This window comes from Microbacterium sp. Y355 (genome assembly GCF_059445345.1).
Map to the genome: position 1 here is coordinate 560,037 of NZ_JCAIUD010000001.1, position 16,483 is coordinate 576,519.

General features: G+C 65.1%; 14 protein-coding genes and 1 pseudogene. All 15 read left to right on the forward strand.

Translation table 11 applies throughout. From position 1 onward, the window contains the following. Positions 1-145: 145 nt before the first annotated feature. Positions 146-679, forward strand: a pseudogene (gene pyrR, locus AC1C2O_RS02815) (bifunctional pyr operon transcriptional regulator/uracil phosphoribosyltransferase PyrR); the annotation flags it as partial. Beyond that, the gene (locus tag AC1C2O_RS02820; protein ID WP_495428923.1) at positions 676-1,641 is read left to right on the forward strand and encodes an aspartate carbamoyltransferase catalytic subunit; all 966 of its coding nucleotides are present in this window, start codon (positions 676-678) and stop codon (positions 1,639-1,641) included. The pseudogene pyrR and the gene AC1C2O_RS02820, both read left to right, overlap by 4 nt. Further along, positions 1,638-2,942: a dihydroorotase gene (locus AC1C2O_RS02825; RefSeq protein ID WP_495428925.1), complete on the forward strand. Its 1,305-nt coding sequence runs from the start codon at positions 1,638-1,640 to the stop codon at positions 2,940-2,942. Before AC1C2O_RS02820 ends, AC1C2O_RS02825 begins: the two co-directional genes overlap by 4 nt. A 2-nt stretch (positions 2,943-2,944) precedes the next feature. After that, entirely contained in the window at positions 2,945-3,448 is a 504-nt protein-coding gene (locus tag AC1C2O_RS02830) for a PH-like domain-containing protein (RefSeq protein ID WP_495431656.1), read from the forward strand. Beyond that, positions 3,445-4,587 carry a glutamine-hydrolyzing carbamoyl-phosphate synthase small subunit gene (gene carA, locus AC1C2O_RS02835; RefSeq protein WP_495428926.1) on the forward strand — a complete coding sequence of 381 codons (1,143 nt, stop codon included), beginning with the start codon at positions 3,445-3,447 and terminating at the stop codon, positions 4,585-4,587. Before AC1C2O_RS02830 ends, carA begins: the two co-directional genes overlap by 4 nt. Then, positions 4,587-7,871 carry a carbamoyl-phosphate synthase large subunit gene (gene carB, locus AC1C2O_RS02840; protein WP_495428927.1) on the forward strand — a complete coding sequence of 1,095 codons (3,285 nt, stop codon included), beginning with the start codon at positions 4,587-4,589 and terminating at the stop codon, positions 7,869-7,871. The genes carA and carB overlap by 1 nt, the downstream gene beginning before the upstream one ends. Beyond that, positions 7,868-8,719, forward strand: a complete 852-nt coding sequence (gene pyrF / locus AC1C2O_RS02845) for an orotidine-5'-phosphate decarboxylase (protein ID WP_495428929.1) — start codon at positions 7,868-7,870, stop codon at positions 8,717-8,719. The genes carB and pyrF overlap by 4 nt, the downstream gene beginning before the upstream one ends. Next, positions 8,712-9,617 (forward strand): guanylate kinase, encoded by a 906-nt coding sequence (gene gmk / locus AC1C2O_RS02850; protein WP_495428931.1) that lies wholly within the window; start codon positions 8,712-8,714, stop codon positions 9,615-9,617. Before pyrF ends, gmk begins: the two co-directional genes overlap by 8 nt. Before the next feature lie 65 nt (positions 9,618-9,682). After that, positions 9,683-9,940, forward strand: coding sequence for a DNA-directed RNA polymerase subunit omega (rpoZ, locus tag AC1C2O_RS02855; RefSeq protein ID WP_439278207.1), 258 nt, complete (start codon positions 9,683-9,685; stop codon positions 9,938-9,940). 14 nt (positions 9,941-9,954) lie between these two features. Beyond that, positions 9,955-11,151, forward strand: coding sequence for a methionine adenosyltransferase (gene metK / locus AC1C2O_RS02860; RefSeq protein ID WP_495428933.1), 1,197 nt, complete (start codon positions 9,955-9,957; stop codon positions 11,149-11,151). A 22-nt stretch (positions 11,152-11,173) separates the two neighbouring features. After that, on the forward strand, positions 11,174-13,117 hold the full coding sequence (locus AC1C2O_RS02865) for a primosomal protein N' family DNA-binding protein (RefSeq protein WP_495428935.1): 1,944 nt from the start codon (positions 11,174-11,176) through the stop codon (positions 13,115-13,117). Between the two features lie 23 nt (positions 13,118-13,140). Continuing rightward, positions 13,141-14,076 carry a methionyl-tRNA formyltransferase gene (gene fmt / locus AC1C2O_RS02870; RefSeq protein ID WP_495428936.1) on the forward strand — a complete coding sequence of 312 codons (936 nt, stop codon included), beginning with the start codon at positions 13,141-13,143 and terminating at the stop codon, positions 14,074-14,076. A gap of 59 nt (positions 14,077-14,135) precedes the next feature. After that, complete coding sequence (locus AC1C2O_RS02875) at positions 14,136-15,509, forward strand: RsmB/NOP family class I SAM-dependent RNA methyltransferase (protein ID WP_495428938.1); 1,374 nt, start codon at positions 14,136-14,138, stop codon at positions 15,507-15,509. Between the two features lie 4 nt (positions 15,510-15,513). Continuing rightward, positions 15,514-16,194 carry a ribulose-phosphate 3-epimerase gene (gene rpe / locus AC1C2O_RS02880; RefSeq protein WP_495428940.1) on the forward strand — a complete coding sequence of 227 codons (681 nt, stop codon included), beginning with the start codon at positions 15,514-15,516 and terminating at the stop codon, positions 16,192-16,194. After that, the gene (locus AC1C2O_RS02885) at positions 16,191-16,454 is read left to right on the forward strand and encodes a phosphoribosyl-ATP diphosphatase (RefSeq protein WP_495428942.1); all 264 of its coding nucleotides are present in this window, start codon (positions 16,191-16,193) and stop codon (positions 16,452-16,454) included. Before rpe ends, AC1C2O_RS02885 begins: the two co-directional genes overlap by 4 nt. The last annotated feature ends 29 nt before the right edge of the window (positions 16,455-16,483 follow it).

The window sequence follows — 16,483 nt, forward strand, 5'->3', positions numbered from 1 at the left end:
ACAGGACGACAGTCCGAGATCAGGACGATTCTGCGGATTCTTCCTGATCTCGGGACAAGGTCCTGATTTCGGGAGTGGGCCGACCCGGTAGACTGAACGCACAAGCAACCTTTAACACCGTCCAGAGAGGCGGAGAAGGGAGCGGCGAATGAGCACGCGCACTGTGCTGCAAGAAGCCGATATCTCGCGGGCATTGACCCGTATCGCCCATGAAATCCTCGAGTCCAATCGGGGAGCAGCCGATCTGGTCCTGCTGGGCATTCCCACTCGAGGCGTAGCCCTCGCGCAGCGCCTCGGCGCTCTGATCAGTGACATCGCGCAAACCGCGGTTCCGGTCGGTTCGCTGGATGTCACGCTGTTCCGCGATGATCTCGCGAAGCATCCGACCAGGTCGCCTCGCCCGACGGATATCCCGGCCGGGGGTATCGAGGGTAAGACGGTCGTCCTCGTCGACGACGTGCTCTTCTCCGGTCGCAGCATCCGTGCCGCCCTCGACGCGATCCAGTCGATCGGACGGCCATCCGTGGTCCGTCTCGCGATCCTCGTCGACCGCGGCCACCGGGAGCTGCCGATCCGCCCCGACTTCGTCGGCAAGAACATTCCGTCGTCCCGCGCAGAGCGTGTCAACGTGCGCCTTCGCGAGTACGACGGCGCCGAGGAGGTGACGATCGAAGCATGAGACACCTCCTCGACACTCAGACGCTCGACCGCGAGACGGCCCTGCGCATCCTTGACGTTGCCGAAGACATGTCCGACACGCAGTCACGCGAGGTCAAGAAGCTCCCGACTCTGCGCGGCAAGACCGTGGTCAACCTGTTCTTCGAAGACTCGACACGCACCCGCATCTCCTTCGAGGCCGCTGCTAAACGTCTTTCCGCTGACGTCATCAACTTCGCGGCCAAGGGCTCCAGCGTCTCCAAGGGCGAGAGCCTGAAAGACACCGCGCAGACGCTGCAGGCGATGGGAGCGGATGCCGTCGTCATCCGTCATCCGGCATCCGGAGCGCCGCGCACGCTCGCGACGAGCGGCTGGATCTCAGCCGGCATCGTGAACGCCGGCGACGGCACACACGAGCACCCGACTCAAGCGCTGTTGGATGCCTTCACCATCCGCAAACGCCGCTTCGGCGCCGACAGCCGTGGTCAAGATCTCACCGGAATCAAGGTCGTGATCGTCGGCGATGTGCTGCACTCACGGGTCGCCCGTTCCAACGTTTGGCTGCTCGCAACACTGGGCGCCGAGATCACTCTGGTGTCGGCACCGACCCTCGTTCCTCAGAACGTCTCGAACTGGCCGGTGCGCGTGCTCTACGACCTGGACGAGGCTCTCGCCGAGGGGCCCGACGCTGTCATGATGCTCCGCATCCAGCTCGAGCGTATGAACGCGGCATATTTCCCGAGTGAGCGGGAGTATTCCAGGCGTTGGGGACTGGATGCTGTGCGCGCAGCATCGCTTCCGAGCGATAGCATTGTCATGCACCCAGGGCCGATGAATCGCGGCCTGGAGATCTCCTCCGCAGCCGCAGATTCTCCGCGCTCCACCGTGCTGGAACAGGTCACCAACGGGGTGTCTGTACGCATGGCTGTGCTGTACCTGCTGCTTGCAGGAGAACGAAACGACGAACGAGGGGAAGACCAATGACCGAGACCCTCGTGATCACCGGCGCTCAGCTGCTTGGCGCCGCGAGCGCCGACATTGTGGTGGAGAACGGCATCATCGCTGAGATCGGCACCGGCCTCAGCCGTTCAGGCGCCCGTGTCATCGACGCTGCAGGCTTGATCGCCCTGCCCGGACTCGTTGACCTGCACACGCACCTTCGTGAGCCAGGCTACGAAGCATCCGAGACCATCCTCACCGGCACGAAGGCCGCAGCAGCTGGTGGGTTCACCGCCGTCTTCGCCATGCCGAACACTTCGCCCGTCGCGGATTCCGCAGGTGTCGTCGAGCAGGAACTCGCCCTAGGCGAGGCCGCAGGCTACGCCACGGTGCAGCCGATCGGCGCAGTCACCATCGGCCAGAAGGGCGAGCGACTCGCCGAGCTCGGCGCGATGGCCACTTCACGCGCGAAGGTCCGCGTTTTCAGCGACGACGGTTTCTGCGTGTTCGATCCGCTCATCATGCGCCGTGCACTCGAGTACGTGAAGTCCTTCGGCGGCGTCATTGCACAGCACGCTCAGGATCCGCGTCTCACCGAAGGCGCCCAGATGAACGAGGGCAGCGTCTCGGCCGAGCTGGGCCTCACCGGCTGGCCCGCCGTCGCGGAAGAGTCGATCATCGCCCGCGATGTGCTGCTGGCTGAGCACGTCGGCTCGCGGCTGCACGTCTGCCACCTTTCGACGGCAGGGTCAGTCGACATCATCCGGTGGGCCAAGAAGCGCGGCATCAACGTCACTGCTGAGGTCACCCCGCATCACCTGCTGCTGACCGACGAACTCGTACGCGGCTACGACGCGCGCTACAAGGTCAACCCGCCTTTGCGCCGCGAAGAGGACGTGCTCGCCGTGCGCGAGGGACTCGCCGACGGCACGATCGACATCGTCGCCACAGACCACGCCCCGCACCCCAGCGAGAGCAAGGCCTGTGAATGGCAGGCGGCCGCCAACGGAATGGTGGGCCTGGAGAGCGCGCTGCGCGTCGTGCATCAGTCGATGGTGCAGACCGGTCTGATCGGCTGGAACGATGTTGCGCGCGTCATGAGCGCAACACCCGCTCGCATCGGGCAGCTGGATGGTCACGGCACACCGCTAGAAGCCGGGCAACCCGCTCAGATCACCCTCTACGATCCCCGCATCGAAGGCACGTTCACCACTGCTGACCTGCACGGTCGCAGCGAGAACTCTCCCTATCTCGGTCGTGACCTGCCCGGTCGCGTCGAGTACACCATCCATCATGGTCTCGTCACCGTCGAGGCCGGCACCGTCGTCGAGGAGCTTTACGCGTGAGCATGCGTGACATCGCCATCGCCATCACCATCGGGGTCGCGCTGCTGATCCTTCTGACGATGTACCTTGCGTGGCGCCGACGTCTGCGTCGTGACTCCGTGCATGACGCCCCGCTGGGTGTTCCCGAACATGCCGAGGTTCTCGCGCGCCACGAAGTGCTCTACGTATCGACCACCCGCCACGACCAGCCACTCGAGCGTCTGGCGATCAAGCCGCTGGCCTATCGTGCGCGGGGTGAGCTCGCGGTCACCGATCGCGGCGCCGCACTCTGCTTGGATGGCTCGCCCACGGTGTTCCTCGCCTCAGCCAAGATCGTCACCGTAGATCGCGCATCCGTCACCATCGACCGCGTTGTCGAACCCGGTGGGCTTGTGCGCCTGGCGTGGAAGATCGATGACTCAACGATCGTCGACTCGTACCTGCGTGTCAGCGCCGGTGACCCCAACAACCTCATTTCAGAACTGCAGCGGCTGATCCCCGCTGATAACTCAGGAGCCACGTCATGACACTGCCTGATCCCGCCGTCCTCGTCTTAGAAGACGGCACACGTCACACGGGCCGCGCCTACGGCGCTCAGGGAACCACACTGGGCGAGGTCGTCTTCGCGACCGGCATGAGTGGCTACCAGGAGACGCTCACCGACCCGTCTTACGCCGGACAGATCGTCCTGCAGACCGCGCCTCATATCGGCAACACCGGAATGAACGACGAGGACTCAGAGTCCCGACGCATCTGGGTCGCCGGCTACATCGTGCGCGACCCCTCACGCGTGGTGTCCAACTGGCGCGCCAACGCTTCTCTCGACGATATCCTCGTTCGCGACGGCATCGTCGGCATCAGCGGCATCGACACACGCTCCATCACACGTCACATCCGATCGGCCGGCTCCATGCGCGGAGGCATCTTCTCCGGTGCGGATGCCGCGGTCGACCCAGAAGAGCAACTGCGTATTGTGCAGCAGGTGCCCGAGATGAGCGGACAGAATCTGTCGGCCCAGGTCTCGGTCGACGTCGTCACCGTGACGACTGCGCTGGGGGACCGGGTCGGAAACCTCGCCGTGCTCGACCTCGGTGTGAAGCAGGCCACGATCGACAACCTCGCCGCACGCGGCTTCGAAGTTCATGTTCTGCCGCAGAGCGCGACGATTGAGGAGATCCGCGCGATCGACCCGGTGGCCGTGTTCTACTCGAACGGCCCTGGCGACCCCGCGGCTTCCGGCGATCACGTCGCTCTCCTGCGCAGCGTGCTCGATGAGGGACTTCCTTTCTTCGGCATCTGCTTCGGCAACCAGTTGCTCGGCCGTGCGCTCGGCCTCGACACCTACAAGCTTCCGTTCGGACACCGCGGAATCAACCAGCCCGTGCTCGACAAGGTCACCGGCAAGGTGGAGATCACCTCCCACAACCACGGGTTTGCTGTGGAGGCGCCTCTTGAGGGATCCTTCGAAAGCCCGAACGGCTACGGCCAGGTCGAGGTCAGCCACATCGGTTTGAACGACAACGTGGTGGAAGGCCTGCGTGCCCTCGACATCCCCGCGTTCTCGGTGCAGTACCACCCCGAGGCCGCAGCCGGCCCGCACGACGCCAACTACCTCTTCGACCGTTTCCGCGATCTGGTCATCGCCACCCAGGGAGACAAAAACTAATGCCAAAGCGCGACGACATCAACTCCGTCCTCGTTATCGGCTCTGGCCCGATCGTGATCGGTCAGGCTGCTGAGTTCGACTACTCCGGAACGCAGGCATGCCGTGTGCTGCGCGAGGAGGGCGTGCGCGTCATCCTCGTGAACTCCAACCCAGCCACGATCATGACCGATCCGGACTTCGCTGACGCCACCTACATCGAGCCGATCACGTGGCAGGTGATCGAGACGATCATCGCGAAGGAACGTCCAGACGCGATTCTGCCCACACTGGGTGGGCAGACAGCACTGAACGCCGCGATCGAGCTACACAACCACGGCATCCTCGAGAAGTACGATGTCGAGCTCATCGGCGCGAGTTTCGAGGCGATCAACAAGGGCGAGGATCGCCAGATCTTCAAGCAGTTGGTTCTCGATGCGGGTGCTGATGTCGCTGACAGCCGTATCGCTCACACCATGGACGAGGTTCTCGCCGGTGCCGCAGAACTCGGCTACCCGCTGGTCGTCCGCCCGAGCTTCACGATGGGTGGACTCGGATCTGGCTTTGCCTATGACGAAACCGACCTTCGCCGCATCGCCGGTGCAGGGCTCCACGACTCGCCGACCAACGAGGTGCTCCTGGAGGAGTCCATCCTCGGTTGGAAGGAGTACGAGCTCGAGCTCATGCGCGATACCGCCGACAACACGGTCGTGGTGTGCTCGATCGAGAACGTCGACCCCGTGGGCGTTCACACGGGCGATTCGATCACCGTGGCGCCCGCGCTGACGCTCACTGACCGTGAGTACCAGCAGATGCGTGACATCGGCATCGACATCATTCGCGCAGTGGGCGTGGACACCGGCGGATGCAACATCCAATTCGCGGTCGACCCCAGCAACGGTCGTATCATCGTGATCGAGATGAACCCTCGCGTCTCCCGTTCGAGCGCGCTGGCGTCTAAGGCGACAGGCTTCCCGATCGCGAAGCTCGCCGCGAAGCTCGCGCTCGGCTACCGTCTCGATGAGATCCCGAACGACATCACGGGTGTCACCCCGGCGAGTTTCGAGCCGACGCTGGACTACGTCGTCGTCAAGGTGCCGCGCTTCGCATTCGAGAAGTTCCCGGCGGCAGATGCCACGTTGACCACCACCATGAAGTCGGTGGGCGAGGCGATGGCGTTCGGTCGCAACTACGCAACAGCTTTGCAGAAGGCGCTCCGCTCGCTGGAGAAGCGCGGATCGAGCTTCCATTGGGGTGAGGAGACGCGCAGTCTCGAGGAGCTCCTGGAGATCTCCCAGACACCGACCGATGGCCGCATCGTCGTACTGCAGCAGGCTCTCCGCAAGGGCGCTACCGTCGAGCAAGCATTCGAGGCTACTGCGATCGATCCCTGGTTCGTCGACCAGATCGTGCTGATCAACGAGGTCGCCGAGACCGTGCGCACTGCCGCTGAACTCGATGCTGAGACGATCCGCTACGCGAAGGAGCACGGCTTCTCCGACGCGCAGCTGGCCGAGATTCGAGGCATCAGCGAGGCAGAGGTGCGGAGCCAGCGTCACGGGTTCGGTGTCCGCCCGGTCTTCAAGACGGTTGACACCTGCGCCGGCGAGTTCCCGGCCCTGACGCCGTATCACTACTCGAGCTACGACTTCGAGACGGAAATTGTGCCGTCAGAGCGAACGAAGGTCGTCATCATCGGCTCTGGCCCGAACCGTATCGGCCAGGGCATCGAGTTCGACTATTCATGCGTGCATGCGTCCTTCGCACTGTCGGATGCAGGCTTCGAGACCATCATGGTCAACTGCAACCCCGAGACGGTCTCGACAGACTACGACACCTCCGACCGGCTCTACTTCGAGCCGTTGACGCTGGAGGATGTGCTCGAAGTGCTTGACGCGGAAGCCGCGAGCGGCACCATCCTCGGTGTCGTCTGCCAGCTCGGCGGACAGACGCCGCTCGGGCTCGCCAAGGGTATCGAGGCGGCTGGCTACACCGTGCTCGGCACCAGCCCGGAAGCCATCGACATCGCTGAGGAGCGCGAGCTGTTCTCTCAGCTGCTCGACTCCGCTGGCCTCGTCGCGCCGCGTCATGGCACCGCCATCGACGCAGACGGTGCGGTGGTGATCGCCGAAGACATCGGCTACCCGGTGCTTGTGCGTCCGAGCTTCGTGCTCGGTGGTCGCGGCATGGAGATCGTCTACGACACCCCGAGCTTGCGTGACTACTTCGTTCGCACGGCGGGTGAGGTCATTGTTGGCCCCGGCACACCGTTGCTCGTGGACCGGTTCCTGGATGACGCCATTGAGATCGACGTCGATGCGCTTTACGACGGCAACGAGCTGTACATCGGCGGTGTCATGGAGCACCTCGAAGAGGCCGGTATCCACTCCGGGGATTCCAGCTGTACTCTGCCGCCGATCTCGCTTGGACGGAGTGACATCGACCGTGTGCGTGTCGCCACACTTGCGATCGCCGAGGGCGTGGGCGTTCGCGGCCTTCTGAACGTGCAGTTCGCGATCAGTGCCGGAGTGCTCTACGTCATCGAGGCGAACCCCCGGGCAAGTCGCACGGTGCCGTTCGTATCAAAGGCGCTTGGCATCCCAATGGCGAAGGCAGCCAGCCGCATCATGGTCGGTGCGACGATCGACGAGCTCAAGGCCGAGGGCATGTTGCCTGTGTCGGATGGTTCGAGAGTACCGATGGATGCCCCCGTCTCAGTCAAGGAGGCGGTGCTGCCGTTCAAGCGGTTCCGCACCAAGGACGGCAAGATCGTCGATTCCGTACTTGGGCCGGAGATGCGCTCCACCGGTGAGGTGATGGGCATCGACAAGGACTTCCCGACCGCGTTCGCGAAGAGTCAGGCTGCCGCATACGGCGGCATGCCGACGTCCGGCACGGTGTTCATCTCCGTCGCGGACGCCGACAAGCGTGCAGTGATCCTTCCCGCACACCGCCTGCAGCAACTGGGCTTCAACCTGGTTGCCACTGAGGGCACAGCCGAGATCCTTTCCCGCAACGGGATCAAGGTGCAGGTCGTCGCGAAGTACAGCGAGACGCTTGACGGCGGCGAGAACATCGTCGACCTCATCAACGATGGTGCGATCGACATCATCGTCAACACCCCCTCTGGCGGTGCTGCGCGCGCCGACGGCTACGAAATTCGAGCCGCTGCTGTGGCGGCCGACAAGGCTCTGTTCACCACGATGGCCGTCCTCGGTGCCGCAGTCAGCGCCATGGATGCTGCGGACGAGGGTTTCAACGTCAAAAGTCTCCAGGAGTATGCGATCGAACGGCAGGCCGCGCTGTGACCGAACGGTTCGGAGAGAAGGTCCGTGCAGCTCTCAGCACGCGCGGACCGCTGTGCGTAGGAATTGATCCGCACCAGTCACTGCTGGCCTCGTGGGGCCTGCCGGACTCTGCTGCGGGTGTCAGGGAATTCGGCTTGCGAACAGTGGACGCGGCCGCAGGCCGCGTCGGCCTGGTGAAGCCGCAGGTGTCTTTCTTCGAGCGCTTCGGCTCCGCCGGATTCGTTGCACTGGAAGATGTGCTGCGCGCCGCGCGTGAGGCAGAGATCCTTGTGATCGCGGATGCCAAGCGCGGTGACATCGGCTCCACGATGGACGCTTACGCGTCAGCATGGCTGACACCGGGGTCCCCGCTCGAAGCGGATGCGCTCACGGTAAACCCGTTCCTCGGAGTCGGCGCGCTGGAGAGTACATTCGCGCTTGCAGAGTCGAACGGAAAGGGCGTCTTCGTACTTGCTGCGACGAGCAACCCTGAGGCCGCAACGGTGCAGCAGGCACGTGCTGGAGTGACCGGAACCCAGACCGTGTCTGCCTCGATCATCGAGCAGGTCAGCGCCCTCAATGCCCGCGCGACGCCCGATGGCCAGTGGGGGAGTCTCGGCATTGTCATCGGCGCGACAGTCGACTGGACAGAAGCAGGCCTTTCGGCATTCGCTCCGGCCGCACCCATCCTCGGCCCAGGGTTCGGGGCTCAAGGAGCAGGACCTGCCGACCTCATCGGACGATTCGGCGCCTCGGCGCCGATGGTCATCGTTGCCGAGAGTCGCAGCATCCTCTCGGCAGGACCTGACGGCCTTGTCGACGCAATCGAATCTCGTGCTGTGGCCTACCAGGAGGCTCTGAATGGCTGAGCGCACCGTTCCCGAAGTAGATCGCGCCGCCGCAGCCCGTAAGGCCGTGGAGCGTCGCCGTGCGCGCGCCGCCGTCAAACGCTCTCTGACCATGCGCGTCGTCGCTCCGCAGTCCGTCGCACGGGAAGCATTCGCGGATGCTGAATCAGTTGCAGGCTCGATGCGCATCACGGACTTCCTCCTCGCGCTGCCTGCCATCGGAATCGGCAAGCGCGACCGCATCCTGCTTGACCTCGACATCTCGCACGTCAAGCGTCTGGGCGGACTCGGGGTGCGCCAGCGTGCCAGTCTGATGCAGTGGCTCGACTCGCGATTCCCCGAACAGCGGCCGCGCTCGGGTCGCAGCCGGCTTCTTGTGCTGGCTGGTCCCACTGCCGTGGGCAAAGGCACGGTCGCCGCTCACGTCCGTGAACACAATCCGGAGATCCATCTCTCCGTCTCGGCGACGACACGCGCGGCACGCCCGGGTGAGATCGACGGTGTGCACTACTACTTCGTCGACGACACCGAGTTCGATCGGCTGATTGACGAGGGCGCCCTGCTCGAGCACGCCGTCGTTCACAACCGCTCCCGCTACGGCACTCCGCGGGAGCCCATCGAGGCCGCTCTCGCCGCTGGGAAGACCGTTCTGTTGGAGATCGATCTGCAGGGTGCCCGCCAGGTGCGGGCCGCAGAGCCATCGGCGACGCTCATCTTCCTGCTGCCGCCATCCTGGGACGAGTTGGTGCACAGACTCATCGGTCGCGGCACCGAAGATGAAGAGGAACGTGCTCGCCGACTGCGCTCCGCGAAGGTCGAATTGGCCGCGCAAGGCGAGTTCGATTACTGCATTGTGAACGACGACGTCGCCACAGCAGCGCGCGAGGTCGTAGAATTGTCTGAGGCAACTGCGCGCTGAGGGTATTCGCGCGCCCGCCGATTCGACTTTGCGACGATCCCGTCGCCTGATCAGGAGGTCTCACCATGGCCGGACACCACACCAAGGGCATCATCGATCCCCCCATCGACAACCTGCTCTCCCGCGTCGACTCGAAGTACGAACTGGTCATCTACGCGTCCAAGCGCGCCCGCCAGATCAACGACTACTACGCCGACCTCCACGAGGGAAATCTGTTCGACAACGTCGGGCCTCTGGTCGACTCGTCCGTCGAGGACAAGCCGCTCACCATCGCGCTCCACGAGATCAACGAGGACAAGCTCCGCATTCGCCACGCTGAGTGAGGGCTGCTTCCTCGATGAGCGCACTGCGCCTTTTCACATCGGAGTCCGTCACCGAGGGACACCCTGACAAGATCTGCGACCAGATCTCTGACAGCATTCTCGACGGGCTGATCGCCAAAGACCCCGGCTCACGAGTCGCTGTGGAGACCCTCGTCACCACGGGGCTCGTGCACGTCGCAGGAGAGATCCGCACCGAGGCGTACGTCGACATCCCGACCATCGTCCGCGAGGTCGTCAACAGCATCGGCTATACCTCTAGCGAGACCGGGTTCGACGGCGATTCCTGCGGCGTGAGCATCTCCGTAGGAGAGCAGTCTGGCGACATCGCGCACGGTGTGGATCAGGCGCAGGAACATCGAGATGGCAGCTCCGTCGACGCGCTCGACGGTCTGGGCGCAGGCGACCAAGGCATCATGTTCGGCTTCGCCACGATCGAAACGCCGGAGTTCATGCCCATGGCAGGGCACACCGCGCATCGCATCGCAGAACGTCTTGCAGAGGTGCGCCGCTCCGGCGAACTCGGATTCCTTCGACCAGACGGCAAGACGCAGGTCACGCTCGGCTACGAAGGCTTCACGCCCAAGACGATCGACGCCGTCGTACTCTCCACGCAGCATCACCCTGACATCTCGCAGGAGGAGCTCAAGGAGCAGGTCAGGCGTCTCGTCATCGATCCGGTTCTAGAGAACACCGGTCTTGAGATGCCGGCAAGCGATCGTTACTTCATCAACCCTGCCGGACCGTTCGTCACGGGCGGACCCAAGGGTGATGCGGGGCTCACCGGGCGCAAGATCATCATCGACACCTATGGTGGCGCTGCTCGCCACGGTGGCGGTGCGTTCAGCGGCAAAGATCCGTCGAAGGTTGACCGCTCCGGCGCCTACGCCATGCGCTGGGTGGCGAAGAACGCCGTCGCGGCCGGCCTCGCAGAACGCCTCGAGGTTCAGGTCGCCTATGCGATCGGCGTCGCACGTCCTGTTGGCCTCTACGTCGAGAGCTTCGGCACCGGCAAGGTGTCCGACGAGGCAATCACCGACGCGATCCGCGAGGTCTTCGACCTGCGGCCGCAGGCGATCATCGAAGAGCTTGACCTGCTGCGTCCGATCTATCGTCAGACTGCGGCGTACGGACACTTCGGACGCGAACTGCCCGACTTCACCTGGGAGCGCATCAACCGCGCTGACGAGTTGCGCCGCGCCGCGGGGCTGTGATGCGCTTGCGCGGAGCGCGGCGATGAGCCGGCGCATCGCGCGGGTGCAGCTGGAATCTCCGCTTCCCCAGCTGGATCGGCTGTTCGATTACGCGCTGCCGGACGAACTCGGTGATGTCCCTATCGGCGTGCGCGTGCGCGTGCCGCTGCGTACCGCAGGACGCCTCGTCGACGCCTATGTGATCGAGGTCGCCGAGGAAGACGACGCCGAGCGTCCGCTGTCCACAGTCGAGACGGTCGTCTCTGAAGTATCAGTTCTGCCTGAGCGTCTTTACCGTCTCGCGCGTCGCACCGCTGATCGTGCGGCGGGCTCCGCATCCGACATCCTGCGCCTGGTCATCCCAAGGCGACAGGTGCGCGTCGAGAAGGCGTGGAAAGCGGATGCCGCGACTCCAGTGCCCACGGCCGAAGCTGCCGAACGCGCGAACGCGGTGATCGAGGAGTACGACGGGCTCGGCGCACTGCTCGATGATCGCCAGCGTGGTGCCGTCGAAGCTGTCCCTGGTATCCGCGAAGGCGTGTTGCGGTGGACGGAGCTGCTCGCCGCTGCGGCGGCGCGCATGCTGGCGTCCGGGTCCTCCTCGATTCTCGTGGTGCCCGATCACCGTGACCTCGATCGACTGCTGGCGACGCTGGAGACGCTTCTGCCGAGCGAAGCCATCGTCCGACACGATTCGAGGCAAACCAACCCCGACCGCTATCGCGGGTTTTTGCGCACGCTGGAAGACGCTCCCTGTGTTGTCGTTGGCAACCGCTCGGCCGTCTACTCTCCGGTGCAGGCCGGCCTGGTGGCGATCTGGGACGACGGCGACTCGCTGCTGGGTGAACCGCTCGCACCCTACGTGCACGCGAGGGATGCCGCCCTTCTTCGCCAGGAGCAAGAGGGCTCTGCTCTGATCCTCGCCGGACACACCCGCACGACCGACGTCGAGCGGCTCGTGATCAGAGGGTGGCTGCAGGATGTCCGTGCCGGGCGCCGACTACTGCCGAAGGTGGTGCTGAGCACCTCGCAGGAGATGGAGGCACCCACTCAGCGTGTGCACTCCAGCGCGTTCAGGGCTGCGCGGAAGGCCACCGAGGACGGCCCGGTACTCGTGCAGGTGTCCCGCCCCGGCTTCTCACCGAGTCTGGTGTGTGCGCAGTGCCGTGCTCCTGCTCGCTGTGCGCCCTGCGGCGGACCTCTCGGTGCACGCCACCGCGGCGCTGTGCCGGTGTGCGCCTGGTGCGGGCGCTCTGCACGTGCGTGGACCTGCCCGTCATGCTCGTCCACTCAGTTGCGCCTCGCATCATCGGGGAGTGAGCGCACCGCCGATGAGCTCGGCCGTGCATTTCCAGGAGTGCGCGTGATCGTCGCTGACGGTGCGCATCCGGTCGAATCTGTCTCCGCGAAACCTGCGCTTGTCGTGGCGACCCGCGGCGCAGAGCCAGTGGCAGAGGGCGGCTACCGCGCTGTCGTGCTGTTGGACGGCCCGCGGATGCTGCAGGCACCTGATCTGCGAATCGGCGAGTCTTGCCTGCGCTGGTGGTCCAATGCTGCGGCCCTCGCCGCGCCTGGGGCGCCAATTCACCTGGTCGGCGTTGATGGCCCGGTCGGACGAGCACTCGCCACCTGGAACCAGGCGGGCTACGCGCGTTCTGAACTGGAGGAGCGCACACCGCTGCACATGCCGCCCGCGACTCGAGTTGCCCTCGTCGAGGGTCTTCCCGAATCCGTCGGGCGCGCGCTCGATGCGCTGCGAGAGTTGCCGCTGCCCGCCGATGCCGTCCTCGGGCCGGTGCCGATCGAGACCGACGAAGGGCGCGTGCGCGCGCTGGTCCGCTTTGAATACGCCGCGGGTGGCACCGTTTCTGCAACCCTTCGCGCTGCTGTGGTGGCGGAGGCTGTCAAGCGACGGCGCCGGCGAGGGCAGAACAACACCCGCATCCCGCTATCGTTGCGCCTCGATATCCTCGATCCAGAGCTCTAACCCATTCCTTCCGGAGAACCTTTATGCGACTTGTTTTCGCCGGCACACCCGCCGCTGCCGTTCCCACCCTGCGCACGCTTGCGCTTTCACACGAGATCGTCGCGGTTGTCACGCGCCCTGATGCGCCGCTGGGGCGCAAGCGCGTGCTGACTCCCTCCGCGGTCGCGCAGGCTGCCACCGAGTTGGGATTGCCGATCATCAAGGCGGCCCGCCTCGACGATGAAGCGACCGGGCGGATCAGCGCGCTGCGTCCAGAGCTCGGTGTGATCGTGGCGTACGGCGGACTGGTTCGCGAGCCGCTGCTTTCCACACCAACTCATGGCTGGATCAACCTGCACTTCTCGTTGCTTCCGCAGTGGCGCGGTGCGGCGCCACTGCAACGTGCTCTGATCGCCGGCGATGCAGAGCTGGGAGTGAGCGTGTTCCAGCTCGTCGCCGCGCTGGATGCTGGCGACGTCTTCGCGGCGCGCACTGTGCCGCTGCCGCCTGATGCCGCCGCAGATTCTGCGCTTGACGTGCTCGCCCACGACGGCGCCGCCCTCACCGCCGAGGTCGTGGCGGGTATCGCGGCCGGCACGGCGACGGCGCGCCCGCAGGAGGGCGACGTCACGGTGGCGCCGAAGCTCACGCTCGACGACGGGCAGCTGGACTGGACTCTTCCTGTTGACGAGATCTACGCACGCTTTCGCGGCGTGACGCCCGAACCAGGAGCGCACACGACCTTCGGTGATCTTCGAGTCAAGATTCTCGCGGCGTCTCCCGCCGACGGTGTGGACGTGTCTGAGGCGGGTGTGCTTGAGCCCGGCGTCATCGCGGCGACGAAGCACTCGCTGTTGATCGGCACGGCGACAACGCCGCTCGAGGTCACTCGCGTACAGCCCGCAGGCAAGGGATCCATGAGCGCCACCGACTGGTGGCGCGGCGTCCGAGGCGACGACAGTCTGCGAGCCGGCGCATGAGCGGCGACCAGCGGCGCCCCGCACAGAATCGCCCAGCGCGCCCCGCGCAGAGTCGTCCAGTGCAGCCCGCCAGGCGGGTCGCCTATGACGTGCTGCGCGCGGTCAGTGAATCTGATGCTTACGCCAACCTGCTCCTGCCCTCAGCGATCGCCGAGGCAGGACTCAATACGCAAGATGCCGCCCTCGCCACCGAACTGACCTACGGGACTCTGCGGCGTCGCGGCACCTATGACGCAATCATCGCCTCTGCTGCGGGGCGCCCAGCCGATGAGATCGACGGTGCGGTGCTCGATGCGCTGCGACTTGCCACCCACCAACTGCTCGCCACGCGCGTTGCATCGCATGCCGCTGTCAACGAGTCGGTGAATCTGGTCGCGTCCACCCTCGGGCGTGGCCCGTCCAGCTTCACGAATGCGGTACTGAGACGGATCTCGCGCGACACGCCAGGACAGTGGGAGGAACGTATCGAGCAGGAAGCCCGCTCGGACGATGAGCGTCTCGGACTGCGCACCGCGCATCCGGTCTGGATCATCCGTGCGATGCGTCGTGCTCTTGCAGCTCAGGGACGCGCCGATGAACTCGAGGCTCTGCTCGACGCGGACAACGTCTCGCCCGAAGTCACACTCGTCGCGCTGCCCGGCCTCGCCGAGCGCGGCGCTCCGGCAAAGCCTTATGCGGCAACGGCGTACGGCTCGCCAGGCGGCGACCCGCAGAAGATTATGGCTGCCGCAGGCGGCACGGTGCGCGTTCAAGATGAGGGATCGCAGCTGGTCGCGCTGGCGCTGACTGCGGCCAAGCCGATCGCGGCGGGGGAGCTATGGCTGGATCTGTGCGCAGGTCCCGGCGGCAAGACCGCGCTGCTGGCCGCGATCGCACGTCAGCACGACGTGACGCTCGAGGCCAACGAGGTGATCCACGCTCGCGCCGGGCTCGTGCGCAGAGCGCTGAAGGCCGTGCCGGGCGACATCACCGTCCATGAACAGGATGGGCGCGAGCTCACGGCCGCGAACCCTGGCCGATTCGACCGTATCCTGGTGGATGCGCCGTGCACCGGCCTCGGCGCTCTCCGTCGGCGACCAGAGGCGCGATGGCGCAAGACCCCTGCAGACGTCGCAGCGCTCGTGCCCCTGCAGGAGGAGTTGCTTGCCGGGGCCCTCGATGCGCTCGCGCCTGGTGGCATCGTCGCCTACGTCACGTGCTCGCCTCACCTCGCCGAGACGTCGGGGGTGGTGGCGGAAGTGCTGCGCAGCCGCGACGACATCGTCGAGCTGGATGCCAAAGCCGTGATGACCCAGATCGCACAGAGCCCCATCGATCTGGGCTCGAACGATTCCGGTCACGTGCAACTCTGGCCACATCGACACAACACCGACGCGATGTTCCTCGCGCTGTTGCAGCGCACGGACCGTCACAACACTGAGAACGGAGAATGACCAGATGAGCCTTCCCAGCGCTCCACGCATCAATCCCAGCATCCTCTCCGCCGATTTCGTCAACATGCAGGCAGATCTCGCCCGCATCGCGACCGCAGATTTCGCGCATGTCGACGTCATGGACAACCACTTCGTGCCGAACCTGACGTTCGGACCTCAGATGGTGGAGCGCATTCAGGCCACGAGTCCCGTGCCGCTGGACGTGCACCTGATGATCGACGATCCTGATCGGTGGGCGCCCGGCTATGCCGAACTCGGAGCTGCCAGCGTCACCTTCCACCTCGAAGCCGCAGCCGAACCCGTGGCTCTCGCACGGCGTCTGCGCGACATCGGTTCCCGCGCAGGCATCGCGATCAAGCCCGGTACTTCCGGCGACAGCCTGTACGAGATCCTCGACGAGTTCGATCAGATCCTCGTGATGACGGTGGAGCCCGGCTTCGGGGGACAGGGGTTCATGACCGAGACGATGCCGAAGCTGAGCGCGCTGGTCGCCGAGGCCAGACGTCGTGGCTCCAACGTCTGGTTCCAGGTGGATGGCGGCATCTCCGACGACACGATCGCCCAGGCTGCAGAGGCCGGTGCCGACACATTCGTCGCCGGATCTGCCGTATACGGTGCGGTGAACATCGAAGCTGCCATCAGCGGGCTTCGAGAGCGCGCGCGAGCCGCTAGCCTTGAAGCGTGAAGACTTTCGACGAGCTGTTCGCTGAGCTCAGCGTCAAGGCCGAGACCCGCCCTGCCGGTTCCGGCACCGTCGCCGAGCTCGACGGCGGAGTGCACACGATCGGCAAGAAGATCGTCGAGGAAGCTGCCGAAGTATGGATGGCATCCGAGTACGAATCTGACGACGAGGCCGCAGAGGAGATCTCGCAGCTGCTCTACCACGTGCAGGTGATGATGATCGCGAAGGGGTTGAGCCTCGAAGATGTCTACCGACATCTCTGACCTGCTCCGTCCCTCTCCTCTGATCTGAA